26 protein-coding genes and 1 other annotated feature are annotated in these 25,844 nt (G+C 46.5%); of the genes, 1 reads left to right on the plus strand and 25 read right to left on the minus strand.

Annotation, left to right across the window (positions count from 1 at the left end; genetic code table 11):
- Positions 1-199: 199 nt before the first annotated feature.
- From ABTV53_RS19350 to lspA, 8 genes are all read right to left on the minus strand, one after another.
- On the minus strand, positions 200-1,525 hold the full coding sequence (locus ABTV53_RS19350; protein ID WP_433745402.1) for a DUF6080 domain-containing protein: 1,326 nt from the start codon (positions 1,523-1,525) through the stop codon (positions 200-202).
- Between the two features lie 220 nt (positions 1,526-1,745).
- On the minus strand, positions 1,746-2,066 hold the full coding sequence (locus ABTV53_RS19355) for an EamA family transporter (RefSeq protein WP_433745404.1): 321 nt from the start codon (positions 2,064-2,066) through the stop codon (positions 1,746-1,748).
- A complete protein-coding gene (locus tag ABTV53_RS19360; protein ID WP_197997836.1) occupies positions 2,053-2,343 on the minus strand; it encodes an EamA family transporter in 291 nt (96 codons plus the stop codon). Before ABTV53_RS19360 ends, ABTV53_RS19355 begins: the two co-directional genes overlap by 14 nt.
- Positions 2,344-2,369: 26 nt before the next feature.
- Positions 2,370-3,002 carry an HAD family hydrolase gene (locus tag ABTV53_RS19365; RefSeq protein WP_433745407.1) on the minus strand — a complete coding sequence of 211 codons (633 nt, stop codon included), beginning with the start codon at positions 3,000-3,002 and terminating at the stop codon, positions 2,370-2,372.
- Positions 3,003-3,020: 18 nt separating this feature from the next.
- Complete coding sequence (locus ABTV53_RS19370; RefSeq protein WP_433745410.1) at positions 3,021-3,935, minus strand: decaprenyl-phosphate phosphoribosyltransferase; 915 nt, start codon at positions 3,933-3,935, stop codon at positions 3,021-3,023.
- 179 nt (positions 3,936-4,114) lie between these two features.
- On the minus strand, positions 4,115-5,368 hold the full coding sequence (locus ABTV53_RS19375; protein WP_433745413.1) for an LL-diaminopimelate aminotransferase: 1,254 nt from the start codon (positions 5,366-5,368) through the stop codon (positions 4,115-4,117).
- A 110-nt stretch (positions 5,369-5,478) separates the two neighbouring features.
- On the minus strand, positions 5,479-6,441 hold the full coding sequence (locus ABTV53_RS19380) for an RluA family pseudouridine synthase (RefSeq protein WP_433745415.1): 963 nt from the start codon (positions 6,439-6,441) through the stop codon (positions 5,479-5,481).
- On the minus strand, positions 6,434-6,928 hold the full coding sequence (gene lspA / locus ABTV53_RS19385) for a signal peptidase II (protein WP_433745417.1): 495 nt from the start codon (positions 6,926-6,928) through the stop codon (positions 6,434-6,436). Before lspA ends, ABTV53_RS19380 begins: the two co-directional genes overlap by 8 nt.
- 221 nt (positions 6,929-7,149) lie before the next feature.
- Between lspA and ABTV53_RS19390 the strand changes: the two genes are divergently transcribed.
- Positions 7,150-7,887, plus strand: coding sequence for a TraR/DksA C4-type zinc finger protein (locus tag ABTV53_RS19390; RefSeq protein WP_433745419.1), 738 nt, complete (start codon positions 7,150-7,152; stop codon positions 7,885-7,887).
- Between the two features lie 38 nt (positions 7,888-7,925).
- Here the strand turns inward: ABTV53_RS19390 and ABTV53_RS19395 are convergent, their stop codons facing one another.
- The 17 genes from ABTV53_RS19395 to murB form a co-directional block, all read right to left on the minus strand.
- Complete coding sequence (locus tag ABTV53_RS19395; RefSeq protein ID WP_433745422.1) at positions 7,926-8,282, minus strand: DUF5665 domain-containing protein; 357 nt, start codon at positions 8,280-8,282, stop codon at positions 7,926-7,928.
- Positions 8,283-8,447: 165 nt separating this feature from the next.
- Positions 8,448-11,546, minus strand: a complete 3,099-nt coding sequence (gene ileS, locus ABTV53_RS19400) for an isoleucine--tRNA ligase (RefSeq protein ID WP_433745425.1) — start codon at positions 11,544-11,546, stop codon at positions 8,448-8,450.
- Between the two features lie 686 nt (positions 11,547-12,232).
- Positions 12,233-12,525, minus strand: a binding site (T-box leader).
- A gap of 57 nt (positions 12,526-12,582) precedes the next feature.
- A complete protein-coding gene (locus tag ABTV53_RS19405) occupies positions 12,583-13,092 on the minus strand; it encodes a DivIVA domain-containing protein (protein ID WP_062835445.1) in 510 nt (169 codons plus the stop codon).
- Positions 13,093-13,239: 147 nt separating this feature from the next.
- Positions 13,240-14,022: an RNA-binding protein gene (locus ABTV53_RS19410; protein ID WP_433745427.1), complete on the minus strand. Its 783-nt coding sequence runs from the start codon at positions 14,020-14,022 to the stop codon at positions 13,240-13,242.
- Between the two features lie 15 nt (positions 14,023-14,037).
- Entirely contained in the window at positions 14,038-14,307 is a 270-nt protein-coding gene (locus ABTV53_RS19415) for a YggT family protein (protein WP_433745430.1), read from the minus strand.
- Between the two features lie 7 nt (positions 14,308-14,314).
- Positions 14,315-14,782: a cell division protein SepF gene (locus ABTV53_RS19420; RefSeq protein WP_036614853.1), complete on the minus strand. Its 468-nt coding sequence runs from the start codon at positions 14,780-14,782 to the stop codon at positions 14,315-14,317.
- Positions 14,773-15,474, minus strand: coding sequence for a YggS family pyridoxal phosphate-dependent enzyme (locus tag ABTV53_RS19425; protein ID WP_036614854.1), 702 nt, complete (start codon positions 15,472-15,474; stop codon positions 14,773-14,775). The genes ABTV53_RS19420 and ABTV53_RS19425 overlap by 10 nt, the downstream gene beginning before the upstream one ends.
- Before the next feature lie 5 nt (positions 15,475-15,479).
- Complete coding sequence (pgeF, locus tag ABTV53_RS19430) at positions 15,480-16,379, minus strand: peptidoglycan editing factor PgeF (RefSeq protein WP_433745432.1); 900 nt, start codon at positions 16,377-16,379, stop codon at positions 15,480-15,482.
- A 52-nt stretch (positions 16,380-16,431) separates the two neighbouring features.
- On the minus strand, positions 16,432-16,824 hold the full coding sequence (locus tag ABTV53_RS19435) for a YlmC/YmxH family sporulation protein (RefSeq protein WP_433745434.1): 393 nt from the start codon (positions 16,822-16,824) through the stop codon (positions 16,432-16,434).
- Between the two features lie 173 nt (positions 16,825-16,997).
- Entirely contained in the window at positions 16,998-17,780 is a 783-nt protein-coding gene (gene sigG / locus ABTV53_RS19440) for an RNA polymerase sporulation sigma factor SigG (RefSeq protein ID WP_017687309.1), read from the minus strand.
- Positions 17,781-17,891: 111 nt separating this feature from the next.
- Positions 17,892-18,614, minus strand: a complete 723-nt coding sequence (gene sigE / locus ABTV53_RS19445; RefSeq protein WP_017687308.1) for an RNA polymerase sporulation sigma factor SigE — start codon at positions 18,612-18,614, stop codon at positions 17,892-17,894.
- 11 nt (positions 18,615-18,625) lie between these two features.
- A complete protein-coding gene (gene spoIIGA / locus ABTV53_RS19450; protein WP_036614861.1) occupies positions 18,626-19,606 on the minus strand; it encodes a sigma-E processing peptidase SpoIIGA in 981 nt (326 codons plus the stop codon).
- A gap of 261 nt (positions 19,607-19,867) precedes the next feature.
- Positions 19,868-20,983 (minus strand): cell division protein FtsZ, encoded by a 1,116-nt coding sequence (ftsZ, locus tag ABTV53_RS19455; protein WP_091028484.1) that lies wholly within the window; start codon positions 20,981-20,983, stop codon positions 19,868-19,870.
- A gap of 150 nt (positions 20,984-21,133) precedes the next feature.
- On the minus strand, positions 21,134-22,420 hold the full coding sequence (gene ftsA, locus ABTV53_RS19460; RefSeq protein ID WP_074095848.1) for a cell division protein FtsA: 1,287 nt from the start codon (positions 22,418-22,420) through the stop codon (positions 21,134-21,136).
- 293 nt (positions 22,421-22,713) lie between these two features.
- Positions 22,714-23,481 (minus strand): cell division protein FtsQ/DivIB, encoded by a 768-nt coding sequence (locus ABTV53_RS19465; RefSeq protein WP_433745438.1) that lies wholly within the window; start codon positions 23,479-23,481, stop codon positions 22,714-22,716.
- A gap of 58 nt (positions 23,482-23,539) precedes the next feature.
- On the minus strand, positions 23,540-24,823 hold the full coding sequence (gene murA, locus ABTV53_RS19470) for a UDP-N-acetylglucosamine 1-carboxyvinyltransferase (protein WP_433745441.1): 1,284 nt from the start codon (positions 24,821-24,823) through the stop codon (positions 23,540-23,542).
- A 17-nt stretch (positions 24,824-24,840) separates the two neighbouring features.
- Positions 24,841-25,746, minus strand: a complete 906-nt coding sequence (gene murB, locus ABTV53_RS19475; RefSeq protein ID WP_433745444.1) for a UDP-N-acetylmuramate dehydrogenase — start codon at positions 25,744-25,746, stop codon at positions 24,841-24,843.
- Positions 25,747-25,844: the final 98 nt, after the last annotated feature.

The following is a 25,844-nucleotide window of genomic DNA, read 5'->3' on the forward strand; positions in this document are numbered from 1 at the left end:
CGCAGGTGAAAATCCTCTGCTACGTTCTTCTTAGAATCAGCAGTTAGGCTGAAAAACATCCATGCACAATACATGTCATTGGTTATTCATAATTATACAACATTTCTGCATATTTATCCATAGGCAAATGAGAAATTTGATATAACCAAAATAACCCTCTACCTGCATCCAACGATGCGGTAAAGGGTTAAGAATACTTTTAATGGACTGAGTCTGAATCTTGGAGGACCATACGATCCTGCTCCAGTTGTTCATAGGACTGCTTAATCGTGGATAAGGCCTCGATATGACGATATATATTATTACCGGCCGTAATAAGCACCGATAACATAAGAAGAACGATTAGTGCATTTTTGCCCAAGCCTGGACGAATACGGATGACGAAACCTCCACCCAACAGGAAGAACGCAAACAGATAGTGCCCCGCATACAGATACATATCATATTGAAATACAGCCAGACCAAAGCCCACGACTACATGAAGCAAAAAGGCAAACAAAATGTATGGCACAAGGGTCCATACTTCACGTTCACGAATGCCTTTAATGAAGCCCATGAATGCCAGTAGTAAAATAAAGATACCTGTCATCTGCACAACGATTGGATTGGAACGGGATAGATCCGTAACAAAGGCCGCCATGCCCGGGTCCAGTAAATGCATCTTCGGTGTCAGCATCGGATTAATGGTTAACATGTTCAATGCTTTCCAATGAACAGCGAACTGGAATGGTGTTGCATAGCTTGTTCCACCATTTTGAATGCCCAATAACCAGTTACTAACCCAGCTGCGACCTCCAAATGCAACATATTGAACGCCTGTTAATACGATAATAATCAGAACCGCTAGTGCCATGATGCCGATGTATTTTTTCAAATTCGCCTTATTGCGCCATGCATGCATATTGAAGAAAGTGGCACCAGCAAACGGTACGATATTGGTCGAGGTTAGTCCAAAGTTAATCGAGGCAAGCAATGCATTGGGTATATATCGTACGTCCTGCCGCTCACGCGTATACTGCATGTAAACCACGGAGAACAGAATCACGAACTGTACATAAGGATACGAGTCCGGGATCAACGCGGTATACATCAGATATGAACTGAATCCAAACAGTAAGGCGAACAGCAAAGGTACGATGGTCGGTTTATCTTCTTTTTGACTGAGAAAGAGATACGCCAGCACCACCGAACCTGCATTCACCAGCGATTGCAGGATTAGAAAGAACCAGTTGCCTCCCAGTAGCTTCGCTACAGCCGCAAGGGTGACTGCGAGAAAGGAAATCAGCGGATGAATAACGGAAGAACTGTTGTCCCCATAATACATTGAAGGATCAAAGTTGAATAAATTGATTGGAAACAGCGTCGTATTAAATGGGCTATATGTCCCAAGCATCTCTGCATTATTTTCAATGTACAGAACATACGAGCCATTCATTAAACCATAGAACAGAGCAAATCCTGCAAACAGGTAAAAGGCTGTCCAGTTAGCTCTTCGATTATAAAATAAGTAGTCCAAAAATTTCATGCTATCATTTCACATCCAATAATTTTTATAAAGAAACTATATAATTTGAACTAATCATTTATACAAAAACGGAGAGGACAGAAAAGACCTGAAAAAGCGGAGCGTTCGCCTTTATCACCGGATTTCCCCTTAAGAAAAGGAATCAAAAAATCTGGGGATAACAGCGATTGGAAGGTTATTCTGTCATCGTAGTGCTCGTGTAAATAATCATTAGTTCAAATTAGAACACCAATAAACATAGGCCACCCATAATACATGCCACACCGATCCAGCGTAAAGAGCCCACTGTCTCTTTAAATACCAGCCGCGCTATGATGAGAGTCCACACGTATGTTAATGCGTTCGCAGGTAACACTACGGTTAATGGAAGAAACTTCAACAATACAATATTCAGCAACGCACCCGCTCCGTAGAATCCAAGTCCCATGAGCACATGCAGACGATTGCGACTAGTCGCATAAGCTTTCAACCCGGCCCCGCCCAGTGCACCACACAACGTCATGACAATTAATACGGCAACCATCCAGCTATCGATCAACACTGGTTAATGTCACCCCGATTCCAAGCAGCACAACTGCTGCCAGCTTCTGCACCGTAATTTCTTCCCCGAGCAAAAAATATCCATAGATTAAGGCAAATACGTAGCTGGCACACATCAACGGATACGCAACAGAGAGTTTTTCCAGAGCAAAAGCTTTAATCATCAAAATCGCTCCAAGTCCATAACACAGAAAACCAACACCCAGGTAAATCCACTCGGTTAGTCCCCATTTCCAGAACAATTGACCCGTTGCTGTCAGAAAAGCGGAAACGAGCATCAACCATTTACCGGTATGTCGTGATTTTATTTCCCCCACGTTAATGCCTCCATGTCCGGAACACGCTTGTTAATAAAGTATCGTTGACTCACAAGCTGCATGACCGGAAGGTCGGATAAGGAGTCCGAGTAGGAACATGACTGGTCATAGTCAATGACCATATTCTTCTCATTCAGATAAGCCTGAATTCGGCGTACCTTCTCTTCTCCTTTGCAATTGCTGCCATCAATTCTGCATGTGTAACCATTCGCATGACGGACAAGTTCAGTTCCAATGACATGATCCACCCAGGGAAAGTTTTTAAAGTATTTCATATAGGCATGCGGAGATGCAGTTACCAGTAAGACATGATAGCCTGCTTCTTTACGATGCTGCATCTCTACACTGGCCTCGGCAAATATGGACGTACGCAATCGGGTATCAAAAAAATGTTCGAGATCTTTTTCAGACATACGCTCAATTTCTTGAAAGTAGGATCGTTTGACTTGTTCAACAGTCATGAATCCCGCTTTGAATAAAACCGTATGTAATGCAATAACGGGCAATCTCCATACCTGCCACGGGTAACGGCGAACACCGTAATGCACAAATTGAAACATGGAATCACTGCGTATAATCGTTTTATCAATATCAAAAATTGCGACTTTCGTGCTTTTCACCCTGATCCCCCTCAGCCTTTATTCAAAGATAGTAAAAATGGTAACAACACTTATGACATACAAAATTACCGTAATTAATATGGGCTTGTCCTCAAACAGTACACGATCGGGCGAGCCGCCCTGGTTCTTCATGTGGATCAGATACAGGTAACGGAACATACCGTAAATGACCAACGGAATGGTCCACATCAGGTGAATGGTCCGATCTGAAGTGAATGTGAATAGAGAGTAGCTGATAATCGTAGCTGTCGTCACAATCGTATTGAATTGATCAAGCAACGTAATGGAGTAGTTATCCAGAACCTTACGGTGTGATCCCGTATTTCCCTCAAGCAACGTAAGTTCATTTCTGCGTTTGCCAATGGCCAAAAACAAAGACAACAGCATGGTACAGATCAAAAACCACGGTGTGAACTGCACATGGATCAGCACACCCCCTGCAATGGCACGAAGTACAAACCCGGCTGCAATGGTCATCATATCCAGAATAACAAGATGTTTCAGCACAAATGAATACGATACATTCAACAGGAAATAGACGATACATAATACCCCAAATAGCGGGTTCATCATGAAGGCCGTTCCTACGGAAAGGATTAATAGAATAATGCCAAACAACAAAGCATGACTCGGATTCACCTGCCCAGAAGCAATGGGACGATACTTTTTCATCGGATGCTGTCGATCCCTGTCCCGGTCTACAAAGTCATTCAAAATATAAACACAGCCTGCAACAAGGCTAAATAGAATAAAACCAAGCAACGTCGCAAGAATGGTTTCAGGCCGGATCTCCTCAAACGAAAATAGTAACGCAGCAAATAACAGCAGATTTTTAGTCCACTGTTTGGGCCTTAACAATCTGATTAATCCTGACACTATACTGCCTGTTCCTGTAGCAGGTGAGGACACCGTACTTGTTCGTGATGATAACAATTGTAATAACTCCCTTCAAAAACAACTTCTGTATAAAACAAATAACGTAAAGATCTAATCATATGTTGCTTGTATAATTTTGTAAAGGGAGTAAATCAAAAAAAATCTAATATGGGCATAAAAAAGAGACCGTTACCGGTCTCTTCGTTTTGATATGTTTAATCTACAGATACGATAAATTAAAATTCGAATTGTACATCGCTCAGGCGACGTTTGATCTCAGCAATAACGCGTTTCTCTTCCTCTTCACCCTTCGCTTCAAAGGTAACGGAGAAACGAACAAAGTTACCAGCATCATCCCAAGGTACGGATGAGATCAGTTTCTCACGGATCAGGAATTGGGAGAAATCTTCGCCGGATTCAAAGCGACGTCCGCCAACCACACCTTTTGGTGCTTCCACATACAGGAAGAATGAACCTTTAGGTTTTTCAGCCTGGAAGCCCAGTTCGTTCAATGCGGCAACGAGCATGTCGTGACGACGGGAATATTTCTCTGCAATTTTCTCCGTAATTTCTGGGTGATTCAATCCATAAGCAGCAGCCTTTTGAATCGCGATGAACTGACCGGAGTCATTGTTGTCCTTCACGTCGCTGAATGCTTTGACTACAAGCGGGTTCCCCGCTACGAATCCGATTCTCCAACCCGTCATGTTGTAGGACTTGGATAGAGAGTGCAGCTCTACGCCGACATCCTTCGCTCCAGGTACCGACAGGAAGCTGAACGGTTTTTTGCCATCATACGTCAATGCTGCGTATGGAGCATCATGGACAACCACTACGTTGTATTTCTTAGCCCACTCAACGACTTCAGTGAAGAACTCCACCGTTGCACTTGCGCCTGTTGGGTTGTTCGGGTAGTTCAGGTAGAGCAACTTCGCACGTTTTGCGATGTCTTCCGGAATAGCCGTCAGATCAGGCAGGAAGTTGTTCTCTTTCGTCAATTGAATGTTGAACACTTCTCCACCCAGATATTTTGTGTGCGTACCCATAACCGGGTAACCTGGAACGGTCATGATGGTCACATCACCCGGATTGATGAAGCATGAAGGCATCATCGCCAAAGCCGGTTTGGAACCAATGGAGTGCACGATTTCAGTATCTGCATCGATACCTTCTACGTTAAATACGTTTTTCAGGTAAGCAGCAGCAGCAGCTTTGAATTCAGGAATACCATTGTCGGCATAACCACGGTTCTCAGGTCTGGAAGCTTCTTCTGCAAGTGCAGCTACAATACCTGCATCCGCCATTTCGTCCGGTTCACCTACACCGAGGTCAATCAGTTCCACATCGGGAAAATCTTTTTTGGCCGAAGCTTTGGCGCGTTTGATTTTCTCGAATTTATAAATGTTCGTGTCTTTACCATAGTTGGAGCCACCGATACGGTCGGCAAAATTAGTCTGAATGTAAGTTTCTTGGTATTTATCGATACTCATAACGTTGTTCATCTCCTCATTTGACGCAAATTTCTACACTTTAATATGAAGCATTTGCGTGATCAAAGCCATGGACAAAGTATCCGAACATTTGTACTTTCTTGGAACGGTTAACGACTGCGAAGGGAGGCAAGAACGTCTTCCATATCCTGAGGAAGCGGAGCTGAAAATTCAAGGTATTCCCCCGTTGTTGGATGCACAAATCCAAGAATGGCAGCATGAAGAGCCTGCCCTTGCATTTTGATGCCTTTATTCCTTCCATAAGTTGGATCTCCCACGAGCGGGTGACCAATAAATTTCATGTGAACCCGAATCTGGTGAGTACGTCCTGTCTCCAGTTTCAATTCCAGCAAGGTGTAATCATTAATCCGCTCTGTAACGGTAAAATGTGTAACGGCATGTTTACTGTTACGTTCCGTGACTGTATACATTTTGCGGTCATTGGTATCTCGTCCAATCGGTGCATCAATAGTACCTTGATCATGGTTAAGATGACCATGAACGAGTGCAATATACCGTCTGTTCACCGTATGGTCCTTCAACTGAGCAGCCAGTGATGCGTGTGCGCGATCGTTCTTGGCAGCCATAATCAGGCCGGAAGTATCCTTATCGATACGATGCACAATGCCAGGGCGCAACTCGCCATTAATACCCGAAAGGTCTTTGCAATGATACATGAGTGCATTAACGAGGGTACCCGACGTATGTCCTGGTGCTGGATGCACCACAAGGCCACGCTGTTTGTTAATCACAATCAGGTCGCTGTCTTCATATACCACTTCCAGCGGAATATCTTCGGCAACGATCTCAACGGAAGTTGGTTCAGGAATCTGTAGTTCAATCAGATCACCTTCGGATAACTTGGCATTGGCTTTGACTACAGCACCATTTACCGTAACCATTCCGTCTCCAATCCACAATTGAACTTGGGAGCGAGATACGTTGTCCACAGCTTCCGTAATATATTTATCAATTCGTTCCTTCTTATGTTCAGCGGCAACGGTCCATTCCATACGTTCATTGCCATTCATTAGTTCTTCGTCGTTGATCTGTTCCTCATTCGGATTACTCATGATGTTCATTCCCTTCAATCTTCGCGGCTGCTTTTTCGCGCCGTCCTTCAAGCAGCGTCTCCACAATGATCAACGCTACACCGATACAGATTGCCGAGTCGGCGATGTTGAAAATGGGAAACGTGTAACTTCCAAAGTTAAGCTGTACAAAATCCACAACTTCTCCGGTCAAAGCCCGGTCAAGGAAGTTGCCGATCGCTCCCCCCAGCACTAAACTAAGCGCCACAGGCAGCAATTTGTGCGGGGTATCTTTTACCTTTTGCAAATACCAAATCAAGGCAACGACCACAATCAACGTAACCACGATAAAGAACCAACGCTGGTCTTGCAGAATGCCGAATGCTGCTCCTGAGTTACGATGTGATGTGATGATAAAGAAATTGCCGATAACCGGAATTTCTTCTCTGAGTTCCATCCGGGTTGCAATCAGATACTTGGTTCCCTGATCCAATAAAAATACGATAAAAGCGAGGATATAATACACCACGTTTGTTTGTCACTCCGTTCTTGTCTTTTCCAAACGATACCAGGCTTACGCCAGACTTGTTTATTGTAGCACAGCTGTTTGGAAATCGTCCACGACGCGCTACATCCCAATGCTTATGGCAAAAACGATAACATTTCCCTTCTGTAATCTTGCCCTTAATGGCACATCCTACAATAGAGTCAAAATCCGGATTCCAGCATGAGAGCAGAAAGGGGAAAATCATGTCACATTTTACTACCGAACAGCTGCAATTTTTACGATCCCAACTGATGTCCGATAAACGCGATATTGAACATAGACTGTCGGAAAACGAGCATTATGGTCTTGGAGACTCCCTTAAACTACAGACAGGTGAATTATCACCAATTGATAACCACCCTGGCGACATAGCCACGGAAGTGTATGAACGCGAGAAAGATATTTCCCTGCTGGAACATGATGAATTCCAATTGGAGCGAATCGATTCTGCACTGCACTCCATCGAAGAAGGACATTATGGGATATGTGCAGTTTGCCAGCAGCCCATCCCTTATGAACGTATGGAGGCTGTGCCCTACACCAAATATTGCAAAAAACATCAACCGGAAACGGTGGTCTCGGAAAACCGTCCTGTAGAAGAAGAGTTCCTCGCCCCGGCCTTTGGTCGAACAAGTCTGGACGAACGTGATGACCAAAATGGCTTCGATGGCGAGGATGCCTGGCAGATCGTTGAGAGCTGGGGCACATCGAATTCACCAGCCATGGCTGAAGGACGTGATATTGACAGCTATGACGTTATGGCTATTGAAGCTACAGATGAAGTGGAAGGCTGCGTTGAAGCGTACGAAAGCTTTGTTGCAACAGATATCTACGGTCATGACGTATCCATCGTGCGTAACCGACAATATCGACAGTACCTGCAGAATCGTGAAGGCGATGGTCTGTTAGAACCGGATATGGAGACGGATGACTTGTACTAAATGCACTTTGATATCTTTCACCTTTAATTGCTAATCGCTTAGTAAGTGTTCATATCAAGCTGACGCTGGACAATGCGCACAATATCAGCGATGTAGTCTCCAACAATGGGAAGATTGAGCGCCCCAAGGAGCTGTAAAACGTAAATGATCGTTGCTGCAAAAAAGGTAAACCCAATCGCGATCCCCACACCTCGTGCGGCTCCAGACAACAGGTTAAGTCCAATCAGCTTCCATGGCCTGTTCAGCAATTCTGTGTATTGCGCAATGCGTGAACGTTCCAGCTCATTCGCCAGTCGGTTCGTCAGGGTATGCAGCTCTTCAATTTTGTCATGCGAATTCAGATGATCTGATGTTAATTGTTGAGTGGATGCGGTTTGCTTATCATGTTCGCTCATGTTTTGGTCAGTTCCTTTGATCAATATAGATTGACTGCACTATAGAATCATTTCCTTTTTGCCTAAAAAACAAACGAGCCCGGAACCAGGGAAAATGTCCCTGCCTCTGCGGCTCGTTTTGTTTATGCTCTATATTCTGTCCCTGTTGAATGGAAATGCTCCGAATTATGCTTCGATGAAGATACCGATCGATTTGCCTCCAGCTTCAACACGTTCCATGGACTCATTCGAGCCAAATGTCACTTCGGTTACGAGAACATTCTCACGCAACACATCATCAAACGCCTGAATAGCTTCCTGTAGGGATGTATCCACATCCAGTGTCAAACGTACTCTTTTCTCAATCGGCAAGTCCAGTCGTTTCCGGGTATCCTGCACAGCACGAACCACTTCACGAACCCAGCCTTCCTGTTCCAAGGCTGCTGTGATTTCAGTATTGAGCGCAACCGTCAGACCGTAACCAGATGCTGAAGCAAAACCTGATTTGGCCTGTTTATCAACCAGTAATTCTTCGCTCGTTACTTGCAGCTCTTCGCCTTCCGGAGAAACGATGTTCAGCACACCCTCCGAAACCACTTTACGCGTCTCATCGGCCGGCATTCCCTTGAAGAAGTTTTGCAGGAACCCTACGTTTTTACCGTATTTCTTACCTGCAACTTTCAGGTTCAGCTTCAATGTAAAGTCAACGAATTCCGCATCATTATGCTCCGTACGGATTCCTTTTACATTGATCTCTTCCTTGATGATCTCTTCATAACTTGCCAGGTCAAAGCCTTTATCCAGGGAAACGATCAATTCGGACAGCGGCTGACGTGTCTTGATGCCTGTTTCGTTACGAACGTTACGGGCAAGTTCAACCACGCGGCGAGCCGTCTCCATATCCTGTTCCAGTGCTGCATCAATCAGCGCTTCATTAGCTACCGGATAGTCTTCCATGTGCACACTCTCGCCTGTGGCAAGATTCAGATAGATATCCTCTGCAAGCATCGGTGTAAACGGAGCAACCAGTTTCGCGGTAGTTACCAATACCTCAGTCAATGTGCGGTAAGCGTCCAGTTTATCCTCTGTCAGGCCACTTCCCCAGAACCGGTCACGGGAACGACGGATATACCAGTTACTCAACTCATCGACAAATGCTTCAATTGCTTTGGAAGAGTTGAGATAGTCGTTAACCAGCAACGCTTTTTCTACAACCAGGATCAGGCTGTTCAGTCTTGACAGAATCCAGCGATCCAGCTTATGTGCGGACAATTGGAACGGGTGCTCCTGTGGATCAAATCCATCAATGGTCGCGTAAAGCGTCAGGAATGCATGGGTGTTGACCAGTGTATCCACCATTTTGGATTTCGCTTCGCCTACGATGCCTTTGGAGAAACGTTTGCTGTTCCACGGTGCACTGTCAGACAACAAAGCCCAGCGGAAAGCATCTGTACCGTATTCTTCAATCACTTCCCAAGGATCGATAACGTTCCCTTTGGATTTGGACATCTTTTGCCCGTTTTCATCCAGAACGTGTCCTGTAGCCATAACCGCTTTGTAAGGCGCTTTACCTGTCAAAAGGGTGGAAACCGCCAGCAAGCTGTAGAACCAGCCACGTGTCTGGTCGATCCCCTCACAGATCATATCAGCAGGATACTGCTGTTCGAATACTTCTTTATTTTCAAATGGATAGTGCTGCTGGGCAAACGGCATGGAGCCGCTGTCGAACCAGACATCGATCACTTCCGGTGTACGTTTCATTTCATATTTGCCACAAGAACTCATGACTTTAACGTCATCCACATACGGTTTATGCAATTCAAGATTTTCAGGCACATCACCTACCGCACGAGCACGCAATTCTGCAATGCTGTGTGGAGCAAATTGTTCGCCAGTCTCCTCGCATACCCAGATGTTCAACGGAGTTCCCCAATAGCGATCACGGCTGATGTTCCAATCCACCAGATCCTCGAGGAATTTGCCGAAGCGACCTTCACGAACGTGACCCGGATACCAATCCACTTCACTGTTGTTGGCAATCAATTGGTCCTTGATGGCTGTCGTCTGGATAAACCAACTGTCCATTGCATAGTACAATAGTGGTGTATCACAACGCCAGCAGAATGGATAGCTGTGCTCATATTTTTCTTTGCTGAACAACCGTCCATTCTCAGACAGATATCGCACGATATCAATATCACAATCCTTCACAAAACGTCTGGCAAAATCAGTAACTTCAGCGACAAACTTGCCTTCAAGGTCCACCATGTTCACAAAGCTGATTCCATTCTCACGGCATACACGGTAGTCATCTTCACCATGGGCAGGAGCCATGTGTACGATACCCGTACCACTTGCATCCGTTACAAAGCCTGCGCCCAGAATGATGTTGGCTTTCTCAGCCTGTACGTAGTTGAACGGAGGATCATACGTTTTGCCAACCAGGTCAGCACCTTTCAGTGCACCGATGATCTCATACTCACCTTTGGTATCTTTCATCACTTTTTCCACCAGATTGGTTGCCATGATGTACACTTCATCCCCTTGACGAACACGGGAGTAGTCCATATCCGGATTCACGGCAAGTGCGACGTGTGAAGGCAGTGTCCAAGGTGTTGTCGTCCAAGCCAGTACAAATTCTCCGCTGTCATTCAGTTTGAATTTCGCTGTAGCGCTCAGATCTTTGACGTCTTTGTACCCTTGTGCAACTTCATGGGAACTCAGTGTTGTCTGACAAGATGGACAATACGGGCTCACACGGTGACCCCGATACAACAGTCCTTTCTCATGAATGGTCGCCAGGATGTTCCATACACTCTCGATGTAATTGTTATCAAGCGTGATATATGGATTATCCATATCCGTCCAATATCCGATACCTTCTGTCAGGTCACGCCATTGTTGCTCGTACTCGAATACGCTCGCTTTACATTCATTAATGAATTTTTCCACGCCGTAATCTTCGATTTCCCATTTGTGGGAGATGCCAAGCTTTTTCTGTACACCCAACTCTACAGGCAGACCATGTGTATCCCAACCTGCTTTACGAACAACACGGTAACCCTTCATCGTATTATACCGTCCAACGAAATCCTTGATTACGCGTCCCAGTACGTGACCGATATGCGGCTTACCGTTCGCTGTAGGCGGCCCTTCATAAAATACGAAGTTTGGCTTGCCCTCCCGGTTTGCGATGGATCTTTTGAATGTGTTCTCCGTTTTCCATTTATCTAACACGCGTAATTCTCTGGCACGTGCTTTCTCTTTGACGTCAACTCGTTGCATGAGGATTATCTTCCCTTTCTTTGGTTAAATTGTGGACCGTCCACAAAAAGCGTTTCAATCCCCCTAAATCCCCCTTGCCAAGGGGGACCCCATAGGCGCTCCGCCCTCTGGACACCCGGGATGGGTTGTCGATGGGGGAACGTTGCGCCGCTTGTGGGCGGGGGTTTATGTGCGTGGTGGCGGCCATTTTGCGGCTGTTCCCTGCGTGAACGCCGCATGGCCTTACCGCGAGGCGGGTGGTGCCGGGTGCTTCGCTCCCCCGGCGAGTGGCTCTCTCCTTGAGGCACCTTCGGGCCTCATGGGCGTTCGCCTTGGCGAACCCCCGGTTGCCGGGCGCTTCGCTTTCCCGGCGAGTGGGCTCTCTCCTTGAGGTCCCTGCGGACCTCATGGGCGTTCGCCTTAGCAAAACCCGGTGCCGGGCGCTTCGCTCTCCCGGCGGGCGGCTCTCTCCTTGAGGTCCCTGTGGGCCTCATGGGCGTTCGCCTTAGCAAAACCCGGTGCCGGGCGCTTCGCTTTCCCGGCGAGTGGGCTCTCTCCTTGAGGTCCCTGCGGACCTCATGGGCGCTCGCCTTAGCAAAACCCGGTGCCGGGCGCTTCGCTTTCCCGGCGGGTGGGCTCTCTCCTTGTGGTCCCTTCGGGCCTCATGGGCGTTCGCCTTTTTTGGACACAAAAAAGCCCCATCCCTGGAAAGGGACGAGACTATACTCGCGTTACCACCCTAATTCTGTTCATCACAAACCACATCCAAGCAAGCCTGGGTATACTCTGTCATCAACAGCGCTTAAGCCCCGCTGTACTACTGCAGGGTGCCGTTATAACGTACGGCTTACGGTTCGGCTTACACACGGCAATCACAATCACCGCTTCAGCGTCACTTCTCCGGGGAGATATTCGGCTATAACTCATCCATTGGTTTGCACCAACCACCAACTCTCTGAGGGATGAGATCATAACGTACTGAACCCGTCATGGAATCACTATTCATTATGAATATAGTTATAGCCTCTTTGCAGACAAAAGTCAACCAGGCGAAAGACTAATAAATTTCTTTCATCTCCCGCTCACGGTCACGCACTTCCTGCTCCCGGCTCTCCAGCACTTCCCAACCATCCTGAGTCAACAGTTCAAGCTGTGCTTCAACAAGCGTGCGGAAACGAGCACGATAGATCGATGCCTGCTTTTTCAATTCTTCCACTTCCAAAGCAATCTTACGTGATTTGCCCAACGATTCGTTCACGATCCGGTCTGCATTTTTCTCCGCTTCCTTCACGATCAACTGCGCTTCTTTTTTCGCATTATTCTTCACATCATCAGCAGCTTCCTGCGCAATGATGATCGTTTTGCTGAGCGTTTCTTCAATCGTAGCAAAATGATCCAGCTTTTCCTGAACGGACAGCAACTGATTGCTCAGCTCTTTGTTCTCGCGAATGACGCCTTCGTAATCTTTGATGACTTGATCCAGGAATTCATTGACTTCATCCTCGTCATACCCGCGCAAACGTCGGGAAAATTCCTTGTTGTGTATGTCCAGCGGCGTTAATGGCATGCTGTCCACCTCCTGTTAAAGTTCCTTCCCGTCCAGAGAAGGTTTGCAGCATAAATCTTTGACTTAATGTATATCGGATACACCGCGTATTTTCTACACCTTTATGATAAACATTTCGACAAGAAAGCGGATTTTCCTGCAACAGACTCAGGCAAATTTGCCGATTTTCACTCGGCAGCGCCCTTTTTTGGTCATCCCATCCTGTTCCATAACCTTGAAACGGCCAAATCCCTGAATGGATACGACATCACCCGCTTTTAGCGATTTGGAGGGATCTTCCTCAACCTTCCAGTTCACTCGGCAGCGACCAGCTTTGATCGGCACCAGCACTTTACTGCGACTAAGCCGATACACATCTGCACAGATTCCATCCAAACGAAGAGAAGCGACCGTAATATCCATCGTCTCCAGTCTACTCTCTGACCATCGCATCTGATCCAAAGAAAGTAACTCTGTGAACACATGTAACCGATGCACCTGATTCAGTTGAAGCGATAAAAAAGCGCCGGTTTCCGCCGCCACCACTGTATGGCAACCGTCCTCCAGCACTTGGATATCCCCGATCTTTCCACGTTTCATCCCAAGCCCAAGCAGGGAACCCATATAGTCCCCATGCTCCAGCTCCGAGATTTTCTGATCATCAGACGTGATACTGAGCACCTGCATTCCCATATCTTCATCATCCAGATACATATAATCAGGCGCAACCAGCGCACGCTTGCGTTCAGCAGCCTCGTAACCACCATCCAGACGAATCTGAACGTCATTCCGGCGATTGGCGAGAGTCTGTAAGATAAAAACCTGTCTCGGATCAAGGAAGTCAGTTAGCTTCATGTCATGATACTTGCCTGCCCGCTCAACCCAATCCGAAGCCTTGTCTACGAAGTCCCGCTCATCATGGCTAAAATGTTCGTAAATTTCACCGCTCATTTATGTCACCCTACCCTAATATACAAAATATCGAAGTATGGAGATCAGCCCATTAAGCGCGAGTTGCAGAACGATCAACGCGACAATCGGGGAAATATCCAGCACACCGAACAAAGGCGGTATAAATCGGCGAAACGGACTTAGATATGGTTCCACTAATTTGCCCAGCCATTCACCGATGAAGCTTTCCCGCGCATTGGGAAGCCAAGACATCAATATGTAGACAATGACCATGTAAAAGTAAATCTGGTATAACGTGTACAACACGCTTTCAATCTGATACAAAAGTGGCTCACCTCATTCTGTTATAATCTTGCTCGCTGTCAGCCAGTATTTCCGTAATTGATCCCTGAATTTCAACCGTATCTGGCGTACAGAGAAAAATGTTTCCGCCGATTTTGGAAATACCTCCACCCAATGCATATACCGTGCCACTCAAAAAATCAATAACGCGCAGCGCTTGGTCCTGGCGAATTCGTTGCAAGTTCACCACAACAGTACGATGCGAACGCAGATGGTCGGCAATTTCCTGAGCCTCGTCATAAGAACGCGGTTCATACAGGACAACTTTAACATTTTTCTGGGAATGAATGCTCACCACATTATTCCCCCTTTGGTTTCTACGTTTATCGAGACTGGAGGTTTCAGCTTCCTGATGTTCAGCCTCATTCTCCTCCTGCGCAGCCATTCGTTCGCGTTCCACAATCTCTTCCTCTTCCTGAAGTCCGAGGAAATTCATAAATTTATTCATTACGCCCATCGTGAACCCTCCTCTTTTCCTACGAGAATCGATCCTAGCCGTACCCAGGTTGCGCCTTCTTCAATGGCCACTTCAAAATCATTGGACATCCCCATTGACAGCTCAGTCAATGGTTCTGCTGTGAGGGCTTGTCCATTCAATTGATCCCGCAGCTCACGCAATCCACGAAATACGGGACGCGTCAGCTCCGGATCTTCCTCATGAGGTGCCATGGTCATCAGGCCAACGACCTTGAGATTGTTGAACGAACGAATATCACGCAAAAAAGAACTTGCCTGTTCAGGCTGTAAGCCATACTTGCTCTCTTCACCCGAAATATTCACCTGCAAAAACGTTTCCACTTGGATGCCAAGTGAAGCTGCTTTTTTATCCAACTCCTTCGCCAATGACAAACGATCCAGTGAATGTATGTAACGAAACTTGCCGATCACGTCTTTCACCTTGTTCGTCTGCAAATGACCGATAAAATGCCAAGTACCCTGCTGACCAAAGGCTTCCCATTTGGCCTGTGCATCCTGCCACCGATTTTCTCCAATATGCTCAAGACCATGATCCAGCACCGATCCCGTTGTTTCCAGTGAGACGTACTTCGTGACCGCAATCACATTCACATCATCACGATGACGGTTACTGCGCCGACATGCATCCTCAATCTTCTGATTTACCTGTTGTATACGCTCCTCCAATGACACAGAGGTCACCTCTCTTCCAGCCCAATCCAGCTCGCCATCCGCCCTGTAACGCCATTTTCCTTCCGATAGGAGAAAAATAGTTCGGGATGACAACTTGTACACCATGTTGTACATTCGATATGATCCGGCATTATTCCTGCTTTCATCATAATGTGTCGATTACATTCTTTCAAGTTTAACATCGTTTTACCGTTATTCACAGATCGATATGCCTGTTTAGGGGCAGAATCCTTGTATTTATCATTAACCGGGGAATCATCAAACCAAACCCGTACATGCTGCATGACCGCCTCATCCACTTCATAACAGCAATCCCCAATCGACGGACCGATTGCAGCTCGAATGTCCTGCCTACGGCTGCCATACTCCCGTTCCATCGTCTCCACCATGGATACAGCGATACCCGCGACTGTACCTTTCCAGCCGGCATGAGCAAGGCCGACAGCCTGTTGCACCGGGTCATAGAAATAAAGCGGAACACAGTCTGCGTAGAAAGAAGTCAGCAGCACACCAGGCACATTCGTGACCAAGCCATCTGTATCCTGCAACGCAGATTGACGATCAAGTAATCCTCTGCTCCGATCTTCAGCGGTAATTACAGCCACATGTTTGCCATGCACCTGCTCTCCACAGGTCCATGCTTCTGCTGCAAAGCCAAGCTTCTCGGTTACAAGCCTGCGGTTGTTAAGTACAACTTCAGGGTCATCCCCCACATGATAAGCACAATTGAGCGTGGCATACGGAACTTTTCCGACTCCACCATGCCTCGTCGTAAACCCGACAGACAGCTGTTCAAATTGCTGTGTCCAGGGCTCAACATATAATAATAACGGATCAGGACCGAAATCTGGATTTGGGTTCTTGGTCCGTTCAAGTAATTCTTTATCCAATACGAAGGGTTCCATTATCTCACCTCACCACTTCCAGTGTACCAAATGAGCTACATTCTGTCTCATTTTATATCGTTCGACGCTGATTCCGGTCTGATCGTTCAATGCGTTCCACACGCTCCATGCGGTTATGCTGCTGTTCATCATACAGGCGCGCTTCGCGATCACGCTCGTCATACGTATTTTCCCTCACCTCATCCATCTTCACCAGAATCACATCTGAACCAATCTTCACGATGTTTCTCCAGGGAATCACCAGATCCGTCCCCCCGCCAAAGAGTCCCATAAAACGGCTGTACCCTGGGACTACAATCGCTTCAATTCGTCCCTGCTTCAGATCCAGCTCCAAATCACTGATCTGACCGAGGCGTTTACCATCCGTAATGTTAATGACATCCTTTGTCTGAAAGTCCGAGATTTTCATGCCTCGTGCCGCTACTTCGCTCGTATTTACTTTCATTCATTTCCGCCCCCTGTTATTCCTCTTCTGCCCGTTCTTCACGCTTCTATACAATATATGTTTCAGGGGCGAAAAATGTCCTGTTTTTCATCGAATGTGGGAACGACTCCATACAAAAAGACGACCAACGGTATACACTGTCCCGATTGATCGTCCTCTGCCCTTGCATCGTGTTACGACTTCACATGTTTTTGCATTTGTTGTATCGCTGATTTCTCCAGACGTGATACCTGAGCCTGGGAAATGCCAATTTCATCTGCCACTTCCATCTGGGTTTTCCCTTCGAAAAACCGCATCGACAAAATCATTTTTTCCCGCTGACCAAGACGATGCATCGCTTCGCGGAGCGCAATTTCCTCAATCCACGACACATCCTTATTTCTGTCATCACTGATCTGATCCATGACATAGATCGGATCTCCACCATCATGATAAATCGGTTCGAAGAGCGAGACCGGGTCCTGAATGGCGTCCAATGCAAAAACAACATCCTCCTTCGGCACATTCAGTACTTCCGCAATTTCGAATATCGTCGGTTCCCGGGAATTTTTATTCGTCAGGCTGTCACGGACCTGAAGTGCTTTGTAAGCAATGTCCCTCAAGGAGCGAGATACCCGAATCGGGTTATTATCACGCAGGTATCGACGGATTTCACCGATAATCATCGGCACCGCGTAGGTTGAAAATTTGACATTCTGGGATAAATCAAAATTATCAATGGCTTTCATCAGGCCGATGCAACCAACCTGGAACAGATCATCGACAAACTCCCCCCGATTGTTAAAACGCTGAATGACACTGAGTACCAGACGCAGGTTGCCATTCACTAATTTCTCTCTTGCTGAGCGATCATGGTGTTGCTGAAGGGAATGAAACAATTCCCGCATTTCAGTGTTGGTGAGGACAGGCAATTTTGCGGTGTCCACGCCACAAATCTCGACTTTGTTTCGGGTCATCGTGATTTACCTCCCAAGGAGAAACATTAATGTACATTATCTCCGGGGCAGGCTTTTTTATTCGTACTTGGCACCCTTGCCAGTAATACCCATTCTGAGCAATCATGTATTTCAGACCATTTTATTGAACTCCTTGCGGAGTCTTTTAATGATTCTTTTTTCGAGACGAGAGATGTAGGATTGGGAGATTCCAAGCAGATCTGCTACATCTTTTTGTGTCTTTTCTTCCCCATCCGTCAAGCCAAAACGAAGCTCCATAATCATTCGTTCGCGCTCCGTTAATTTTTCCAGTGCCTTGTGCAAAAGTTTCCGGTCTACCTGCTCTTCAATATTCCGATAGATTGTATCGTTTTCAGTACCCAATACATCCGATAATAATAGTTCATTTCCGTCCCAATCAATGTTCAGCGGTTCATCAAAAGAAACTTCAGTTCGGATCTTACTATTACGTCTCAGGTACATCAAAATTTCATTTTCGATACAACGCGAAGCATAGGTTGCCAGTTTAATTTTCTTTTCCGGATCGAATGTATTCACAGCCTTAATCAGTCCGATGGCTCCGATGGAGACCAGATCCTCAATATTGATTCCTGTGTTTTCAAATTTCCGTGCAATGTACACCACCAGACGCAGATTGCGCTCAATAAGCATCGCGCGAATGGCCGAGTCTCCCGAGGATAATTTTTGCAGTAAAAATTCTTCTTCTTCCCTTGTCAAAGGCGGCGGAAGTGCCTCACTTCCCCCAATATAATAGATCTCTTCGCTTTTGAGTCCCAATAAAAATAACAGACGGTAATATTGCAGCTGCGCCACCAGTTTCCATTTCACAAGCATGTACGTTCCTCCTATACCACATTCAGCGGCTTTTCTGTTGCTCCCGCAGAGAGAGCCGTAGACTGCGCAGAAGCAGCGTCTTGCACAAGTTCAGGATGAATCACGGCCTGGTATTTCCCATCCGACGACAAAACACCTCCATCCAGCCCAATGAGTACTCTTGTCGTCTCATAACATGTTTCCTCCATCGTCACCTTCACCCGGTCCGGCTTCATTGCCAGCATAAACGCAGTCCCTTTGTTAATGCCCCGATAAGGCACCAGCCGCAGTCGATCCTGCCACTGAAAACTTTCCTGATCAAGCTCCAGAATAAGGTTGTCCGGCGCCTCATCCTTGAGTCTACCCTTCCATGAAGCAGGTAACATGTCTTGCCATAACGAAACCTCCATCACCATGACCGGCATGCGCGATAAGGGATCTGTAAGTTGATTGCCCGTATCCAGAAGGCCTGTACAAGAAATGACTACCTCATCGATGCAGACCTCAACTTTACCCAAATAGGTCGTCATGCGATCCGTTTTCCGTTTTGAGCTCTGCACAGCTTTGAATAAAAACAGGACAGAAAAAAATACGATAAACGTGAACCAGAAGGCAATCTTCAGATCAAATGACATACCGCCAGAAGCCGTGAACCAAATGCCGTTAAACAACTCACCGGAGCTCTGAAGCATGTAATGCACACCCAGAATACCTCCGGCAGCGACAAAATTAATCACATAGAAGGTACCGAGCGTCCTCGCAAAAGCCTGCAGACCTTTAAAACCAAAAGCAATCGTAAGCATGACCAGCGAGAACCCGAACTTGATCAAAAAGGTGAACATAAAATCAAACTCCGGTACAAACATCATGACCACGTATAATGCACCCACAATGGCTGACAGCAACCATCGCCACCAAACCAGCTTTGTTTTGCGCATCCAGGCGGTCATTCCGATGAGTGCACCGTCAATACACAGGTTTGTCAAAAAAATTAGATCCACATAAACAACCAAAGTCTTCACCTACCTGCGCGCAACATATCGAAATACCGGTACCCGATATCCTGATATTCATGAGCATATTCACAAGTATACGGAGCCCCCTGTTCAAAGTCTGTCTAATCATGGGGGTGTGGTTCCAACTTTTTTTGTCGGAATTGCTCAGGCTCTTTGTTCAGAATTTGTTCATTGCTGTATGCTATGATATCTAAATAAATAGAAAAAACCCGGTCGCTCCATAAGGAGTACCGGGTTTCCAATACATTGATTTGCGTATTAATCGTTGTTATTATTGCGTGAACGATTGCGTAAAAATGTCGGAATGTCCAGCTGATCGTTGCTCGGCTGATTTCCAAAAGGACGCAGGTTCGGCGAACGCGTATCCGTCGTCTCCGCTGTTGCTGGAGCTGGCTTACGTCCTGGTGGTGGTGGAGCAGGTTTATCTTCAAAACCAGTTGCAATAACTGTAACCTTAATCTCCTCTTTCAGGTCTTCGTCAATGATGGCACCAAAGATCATGTTTACTTCCGGGTCGGAAGCAGAAGTTACGATCTCTGCCGCTTCGTTCACTTCATACAGGGACAGATTAATGCCACCCGTAATGTTCATGATTACGCCGCGAGCACCTTCAATAGAAGTTTCAAGCAAAGGACTCATAATGGCTTTCCGTGCTGCTTCTGCCGCACGATTCTCACCTGTTGATTCACCAATCCCCATAAGCGCAGAACCACGTTCATGCATAATCGTTTTGACGTCAGCAAAGTCAAGGTTGATCAGACCCGGTACAGCGATCAAATCAGAGATACCTTGTACCGCTTGACGAAGTACGTTATCCGCTTGACGGAACGCTTCAAGCATAGGTGTCTTTTTATCTACGATTTCGAGCAAACGATCATTAGGAATAACGATCAGTGTGTCGACTTTTTCCTTGAGAGCTTCAATACCTTGCTCTGCATGGCTGGAACGCTTGCGTCCTTCAAATGTAAATGGGCGAGTTACGACACCCACTGTAAGTGCACCACACTCTTTGGCGATTTCGGCAATAACCGGAGCCGCACCTGTACCTGTACCACCGCCCATACCGGCTGTAACAAATACCATGTCTGCACCTTTCAACGTGTTCATAATCAAATCGCGGGACTCTTCCGCTGCTTTTTTACCTACATCCGGGTTGGCGCCAGCACCAAGACCACGAGTCAATTTATCACCGATTTGCAATTTATGCTCGGACTTCGCCAGGTGTAACGCCTGAGCATCCGTATTCACCGTAATAAATTCAACACCTTGTACACCATTTTCAATCATACGGTTGACTGCATTGCTTCCGCCGCCGCCTACACCGATGACTTTAATTTGAGCCAAGCTCTCCATCTCGAAATCAAATTCCAACATATTATTCCATCTCCCCCTCAATGTGCATGGATGGCCCGTCCAATTTTTGATTTGAACCGAATCAATTTCATATATCGACGAACGAAAGCGTTTATTTTAGTACCGGCGCATTCAGACGGCTTCAAGAATGTATGAAATGGATCCAACCTGTTATATAAATTCACTGAACATATTCTTCAGCCGTTCGAACAGACCGGGTTTTTGCTCCGATTCCTGCGCCGTATTTGGCTTCGGACGGTTGGTCGGTTTCTTGTTGTTGTTATTATTGTTGTTGTTATTTCCACCGCCGTTATTGATCGAGGGACGAATACGCAAACTGCGAATTACACTGTGCAATATGCCGACTCCGCTTGTAAACCCAGGGTCACGCACACCAATATAATCCGGAACTGCAACTCGTACCGAAGCAGCAAGCTCATGCTGAGCGACCTGCAGAACCCCCGGCATAGAGACCGTACCTCCCGTTAGTATATAACCTCCAGGAAGCTCGTTGTAACCAAGACGCTTCACTTCTTGGGATATCATCTGGAATATTTCCTGAACCCTAGGTTCAATAATTGCTGCCAGATCCTCCTGTGAAAACTCCTTGTCTACATTACTGCCAATTCGGGTGACTTTGAACATCACATCCGCAGCAGCATCATCCAACCAGGCGCAGCCATATTTCAGTTTCACCTTCTCCGCCTGATCCGTTAACGTGCGTAAGCCATAGGCGATATCATTTGTTACGAATTCCCCACCTATAGGCAACGTTGATGTTGCAACAAGACTGTCTTCTTCAAAAATGGCGATGGTTGTTGCACCCGCTCCAATATCAACAAGCACTGAACCCATCGTTTTTTCATCTTTGGACAAAGCCAGTTGACCCGCTCCAAGCGACATGAGAACCAGATCGCTTACTTTCAGACCCGCTTTTTCCACGCAGCGCAAAAGATTATGTATCGCGGTTTTTGCACCCGTTATGATCGTTGCTTCAACTTCCAGACGAACACCAATCATACCACGGGGGTCCTGTATGCCCTCCAAGCCATCTACAACATATTGCTTGGCGACAACATCAATAATTTCCCGTTCCGGCGGAACTGCAATGACTTCGGCTGCTTTCAACACCCGTTCCATGTCTTCTTCTCCGATTTCACGATCCTCGTTAGACACAGCCACGACGCCGTGACTGCTCATCAGTCCGATATGATTTCCCGAGATTCCAACATACACTTCGGATATTTGAATACCTACCATACGTTCTGCATGATCCACTGCGTTGCGAATCGACTGCACCGTCTGATCGATATCTACGATTACACCTTTGCGAATTCCCTCCGAGTCGGCAGATCCAACTCCTATAATATTAAAGGTTCCATTATTCATTTCCCCAATAATAGCGCGAATTTTGGATGTACCGATGTCCAAACTAACAATGATGTCATTGTTGCTCAAGTCTGTGGCACCTCCTGACTCCAATAGTAAATTACGTTCGAATTTAAACACTCTTAAAACATATTCAACACACTTCAGGCTTTCCCTCTTTTTTCTACAATGTTTTTGGGTGTCAAAATCTGGTTGCCAGACATAAAACCTTGAAGAAAAAAGAAGGAGGCAACTCATGTGCCATACGTTCAAGTGTATCATTTTTTCTTCATCTCAGAAAGAACAAGTTTCATTGCTCTGACGGGGTCAAACCCCGACCTGCCTAGGCTTTCATATTCAGTCCACCCTCATAATGGCAAAGATCAGGGGGTTGCTCCTGGTTCAGCATCATCTTCCGGGTCATCCGGGATGAAAGGGACATAGGTATCTGCCTCAAGCATGGTAATTTTCCCAGGCCGTTCGGTCTCAATCACCTGATTCAGATACTCCACTTTATCCGATAAAAGAGAAACGGTTGTAATCACTTCAAATTGCGATTTGGTATACATCCGAATCTGATCCGGAAATGAAGGCGTTGGGTTCGGAATGATTTCCGAAATATCCGTCGTCAATTCATTGGGAATTTTAGCCAGTGTCTGGCTCAGTTTAGCTTTGAGTGGATCATCAGCCTTCCATTGGGTCAATATGGGCTTCTCCACAGCAACACCAATTGTTGCCGGGACCGTCAAGCTTGTCCCACTGGCTAATATCGCTTTTAGCGTACCGTCAGAACCAAGCTCATAAGCAACGGTGGCATATTCCTTAACCTTGATATGGATAATACCCGGAAATTGCTTGTCCACGGTAACAGTGGAAATCGCCTTGATGGTCTTGAGACGCTCAATAACCTCGGCAGTACTTGTCCCAAAAAATTGTTCGCCTTCTTTCAGTCCACTTTTCTCCAGCAGTTCTGAAGTTGCTGTATATACATTACCCGTAATTTCAATTGCCGAAATCCGACTCATGGAAGAACGAAAGAATAATACAGCGAGCAATACAATAAATAATAATAAGAGAATAATTACAATTTTGCGGCTTGTGTTTCCTTTTGGCCGATTCTTCTTCAGAACCGGAATTTGACTTTTAGGCATAAATAGCGCTCCACAAAGCCTCAGGTCCCCTCCCTTCAAGAAGGGGACTCCAAGGACGTTAATTGGCAAAATCCAACTGTTTTGAAACAGACGACTGTCGCTCAACCGATGCTCCAAGACTTTGGAATAACTTCTCGATCTGATCGTAGCCCCGGTCAATATGATGCACTTGCTCCACAACCGTTTTGCCTTGAGCAGCCAGACCAGCAATGACCAGAGCTGCACCTGCACGAAGATCGGTTGCTTCTACTGTAGCCCCGTACAGACGGGGAACACCACGGATAAATGCTGCGTTCAGATCGACTGAAATATCAGCCCCCATCACATTCAGTTCATCCACATGTTTGAACCGGCCCTCGAATACCGTTTCCTTCATCACACTGAATCCGTCTGCCAGACTGAGCAGCACCATGATTTGCGATTGCAAATCTGTCGGAAACGAAGGATACGGAGAAGTCACAATACGGTCTACTGATTTGGGACGGCTCATACAGCTCACCGTCATTATATCATTGCAGACTGTGATTTGAACACCAGTGCGCTTCAATACATGTATAAGAGAAGTAAGATGAGCAGGATTGCAGTGTGTAAGCGTAACATTGCCACGTGTTGCTGCTGCTGCAATCATCACGGTTCCGGCAACGATTCGATCCGGTATAATCTCATAGGAACAAGGCTTCAGTTCCTCAACGCCATTGATCGTAATTGTATCCGTTCCTGCACCAATAATGCTTGCACCCATAGCATTCAGGAAGTTTTGCAGATCCTGTATTTCAGGTTCTCTTGCCGCGTTACAAATGGTTGTCGTCCCTTTAGCCATAACGGCTGCCATCATGATATTCTCGGTCGCTCCCACACTCGGGAAATCCAAAAGAATATCTGTACCCACCAGATTGCGTCCATGACAGATAATCTGTTGGTCCTGCTCTTCAATCAAAGCTCCGAGCGCTTCCAGGCCCCGGAGGTGAAGATCAATTTTGCGTTCTCCGATGGCACAGCCTCCTGGCTGATACACTGACACTTGCCCAAACTTAGCCAGCAATGGTCCCATCAAAAAAATGGAAGAGCGCATCTGCTTCATTAGATCTTCTGGCACATCATATGACCGGATAGACGAGGTATTAATCGTCACTGTTCCCTGTTCATGCCGACACGTGCATCCAAGCCGTTCCAGGATATACAGCATCACTTCAATGTCCAGCAAGTGTGGAACGTTATGCAGTGTAACTTCTCCATCTGCCAACAAACTTGCGGCCATGATCGGTAAAGCGGCATTTTTTGCTCCATGGATGCGTATGGATCCTGAGAGGGGTTTCCCGCCTTCAATCACCAATTTGTCCAATGTATCACCTCCGGGGTTTACCGTTCACCCACTACGAAGACTTCCGGTACCAGGTTAATACCGTTTTGAGATGATATAGTGCTCTGAATCTGCTGCATTAGGGTGATAACGTCCTCTGCTGTTGCTTGGCCTGTATTGACAATGAAATTGGCATGCATGGTGGATACCTGTGCGCCTCCCTTAGTCATCCCTTTAAGCCCTGCTGCTTCAATCAGACGGGCTGCATGATCACCCGGTGGATTTCGGAATACACTGCCTGCACATGCCATCAGCAGTGGCTGTGTGCGACGTCGGCGATCTTTGTAAGCCGCCATGGTTTCCGAAATGACTCTGCGCTCTCCATGCTGGAGTTCAAATGTAGCTTCCAGCACGATGCCTCTCTGATCATGCAGAACAGAGTGGCGGTAGGCAAAATCCATGTCCTCCTTGCTGTAACGTACCAATTCCCCTGTCTCCAGTACAATCTCAGCGAATTTGAATATCCGTGACACATCCGATCCATGAGCACCTGCATTCATGTATACGGCTCCACCGACAGTGCCGGGAATACCGCTGCCAAATTCCAGACCGGTCCATTCCTTTTTGGCAGCAACCACACTGAGTTTAACAAAAGAATGTGCTGCTCCGGCAGTTACACCACCTTCGTGAAATTCGGCATAATCAAAACCCACGCCTGGTTTCACCACAACACCGCGTATTCCTTTGTCTGACACCAGCATGTTTGAGCCCCGTCCAAGTTGCATCCACGGAATCTGATATGTGTGAAGCAATTGAACGAGATTCACCATCTGCTCTTTATTCTCGGGAATGACCAGTGCATCCACAGGACCGCCGATCTTCCATGTGGTGTATTTGGCTAGCGATTCGTTTTCAAGAACTCTGCCAACATTATTCTGGGATAGTAACGATATCCACTGATGCATGTTTGCTGCCTCCTTTGCTTCAAAACCGATGTGCACGGTATATTCTGTTGCTACATACCGTGCTCTGGCGCCATGGAACGATGGTCACGATTTATACG

Source organism: Paenibacillus amylolyticus (assembly GCF_050990605.1).
Taxonomy (GTDB): domain Bacteria; phylum Bacillota; class Bacilli; order Paenibacillales; family Paenibacillaceae; genus Paenibacillus; species Paenibacillus amylolyticus_H.

What these genes read in the sequence shown, in the direction of transcription:
- ABTV53_RS19350 (WP_433745402.1), bottom strand. Translation starts at nt 1,525, where the DNA reads ATGAAATTTTTGGACTACTTATTTTATAATCGAAGAGCTAACTGGACA.
- ABTV53_RS19360 (WP_197997836.1), bottom strand. Translation starts at nt 2,343, where the DNA reads ATGCTCGTTTCCGCTTTTCTGACAGCAACGGGTCAATTGTTCTGGAAA.
- ABTV53_RS19375 (WP_433745413.1), bottom strand. Translation starts at nt 5,368, where the DNA reads ATGAGTATCGATAAATACCAAGAAACTTACATTCAGACTAATTTTGCC.
- ABTV53_RS19380 (WP_433745415.1), bottom strand. Translation starts at nt 6,441, where the DNA reads ATGAGTAATCCGAATGAGGAACAGATCAACGACGAAGAACTAATGAAT.
- ABTV53_RS19390 (WP_433745419.1), top strand. Translation starts at nt 7,150, where the DNA reads ATGTCACATTTTACTACCGAACAGCTGCAATTTTTACGATCCCAACTG.
- ABTV53_RS19395 (WP_433745422.1), bottom strand. Translation starts at nt 8,282, where the DNA reads ATGAGCGAACATGATAAGCAAACCGCATCCACTCAACAATTAACATCA.
- ileS (WP_433745425.1), bottom strand. Translation starts at nt 11,546, where the DNA reads ATGCAACGAGTTGACGTCAAAGAGAAAGCACGTGCCAGAGAATTACGC.
- ABTV53_RS19405 (WP_062835445.1), bottom strand. Translation starts at nt 13,092, where the DNA reads ATGCCATTAACGCCGCTGGACATACACAACAAGGAATTTTCCCGACGT.
- ABTV53_RS19410 (WP_433745427.1), bottom strand. Translation starts at nt 14,022, where the DNA reads ATGAGCGGTGAAATTTACGAACATTTTAGCCATGATGAGCGGGACTTC.
- ABTV53_RS19420 (WP_036614853.1), bottom strand. Translation starts at nt 14,782, where the DNA reads ATGGGCGTAATGAATAAATTTATGAATTTCCTCGGACTTCAGGAAGAG.
- pgeF (WP_433745432.1), bottom strand. Translation starts at nt 16,379, where the DNA reads ATGGAACCCTTCGTATTGGATAAAGAATTACTTGAACGGACCAAGAAC.
- ABTV53_RS19435 (WP_433745434.1), bottom strand. Translation starts at nt 16,824, where the DNA reads ATGAAAGTAAATACGAGCGAAGTAGCGGCACGAGGCATGAAAATCTCG.
- sigG (WP_017687309.1), bottom strand. Translation starts at nt 17,780, where the DNA reads ATGACCCGAAACAAAGTCGAGATTTGTGGCGTGGACACCGCAAAATTG.
- sigE (WP_017687308.1), bottom strand. Translation starts at nt 18,614, where the DNA reads ATGCTTGTGAAATGGAAACTGGTGGCGCAGCTGCAATATTACCGTCTG.
- ftsZ (WP_091028484.1), bottom strand. Translation starts at nt 20,983, where the DNA reads ATGTTGGAATTTGATTTCGAGATGGAGAGCTTGGCTCAAATTAAAGTC.
- ABTV53_RS19465 (WP_433745438.1), bottom strand. Translation starts at nt 23,481, where the DNA reads ATGCCTAAAAGTCAAATTCCGGTTCTGAAGAAGAATCGGCCAAAAGGA.
- murB (WP_433745444.1), bottom strand. Translation starts at nt 25,746, where the DNA reads ATGCATCAGTGGATATCGTTACTATCCCAGAATAATGTTGGCAGAGTT.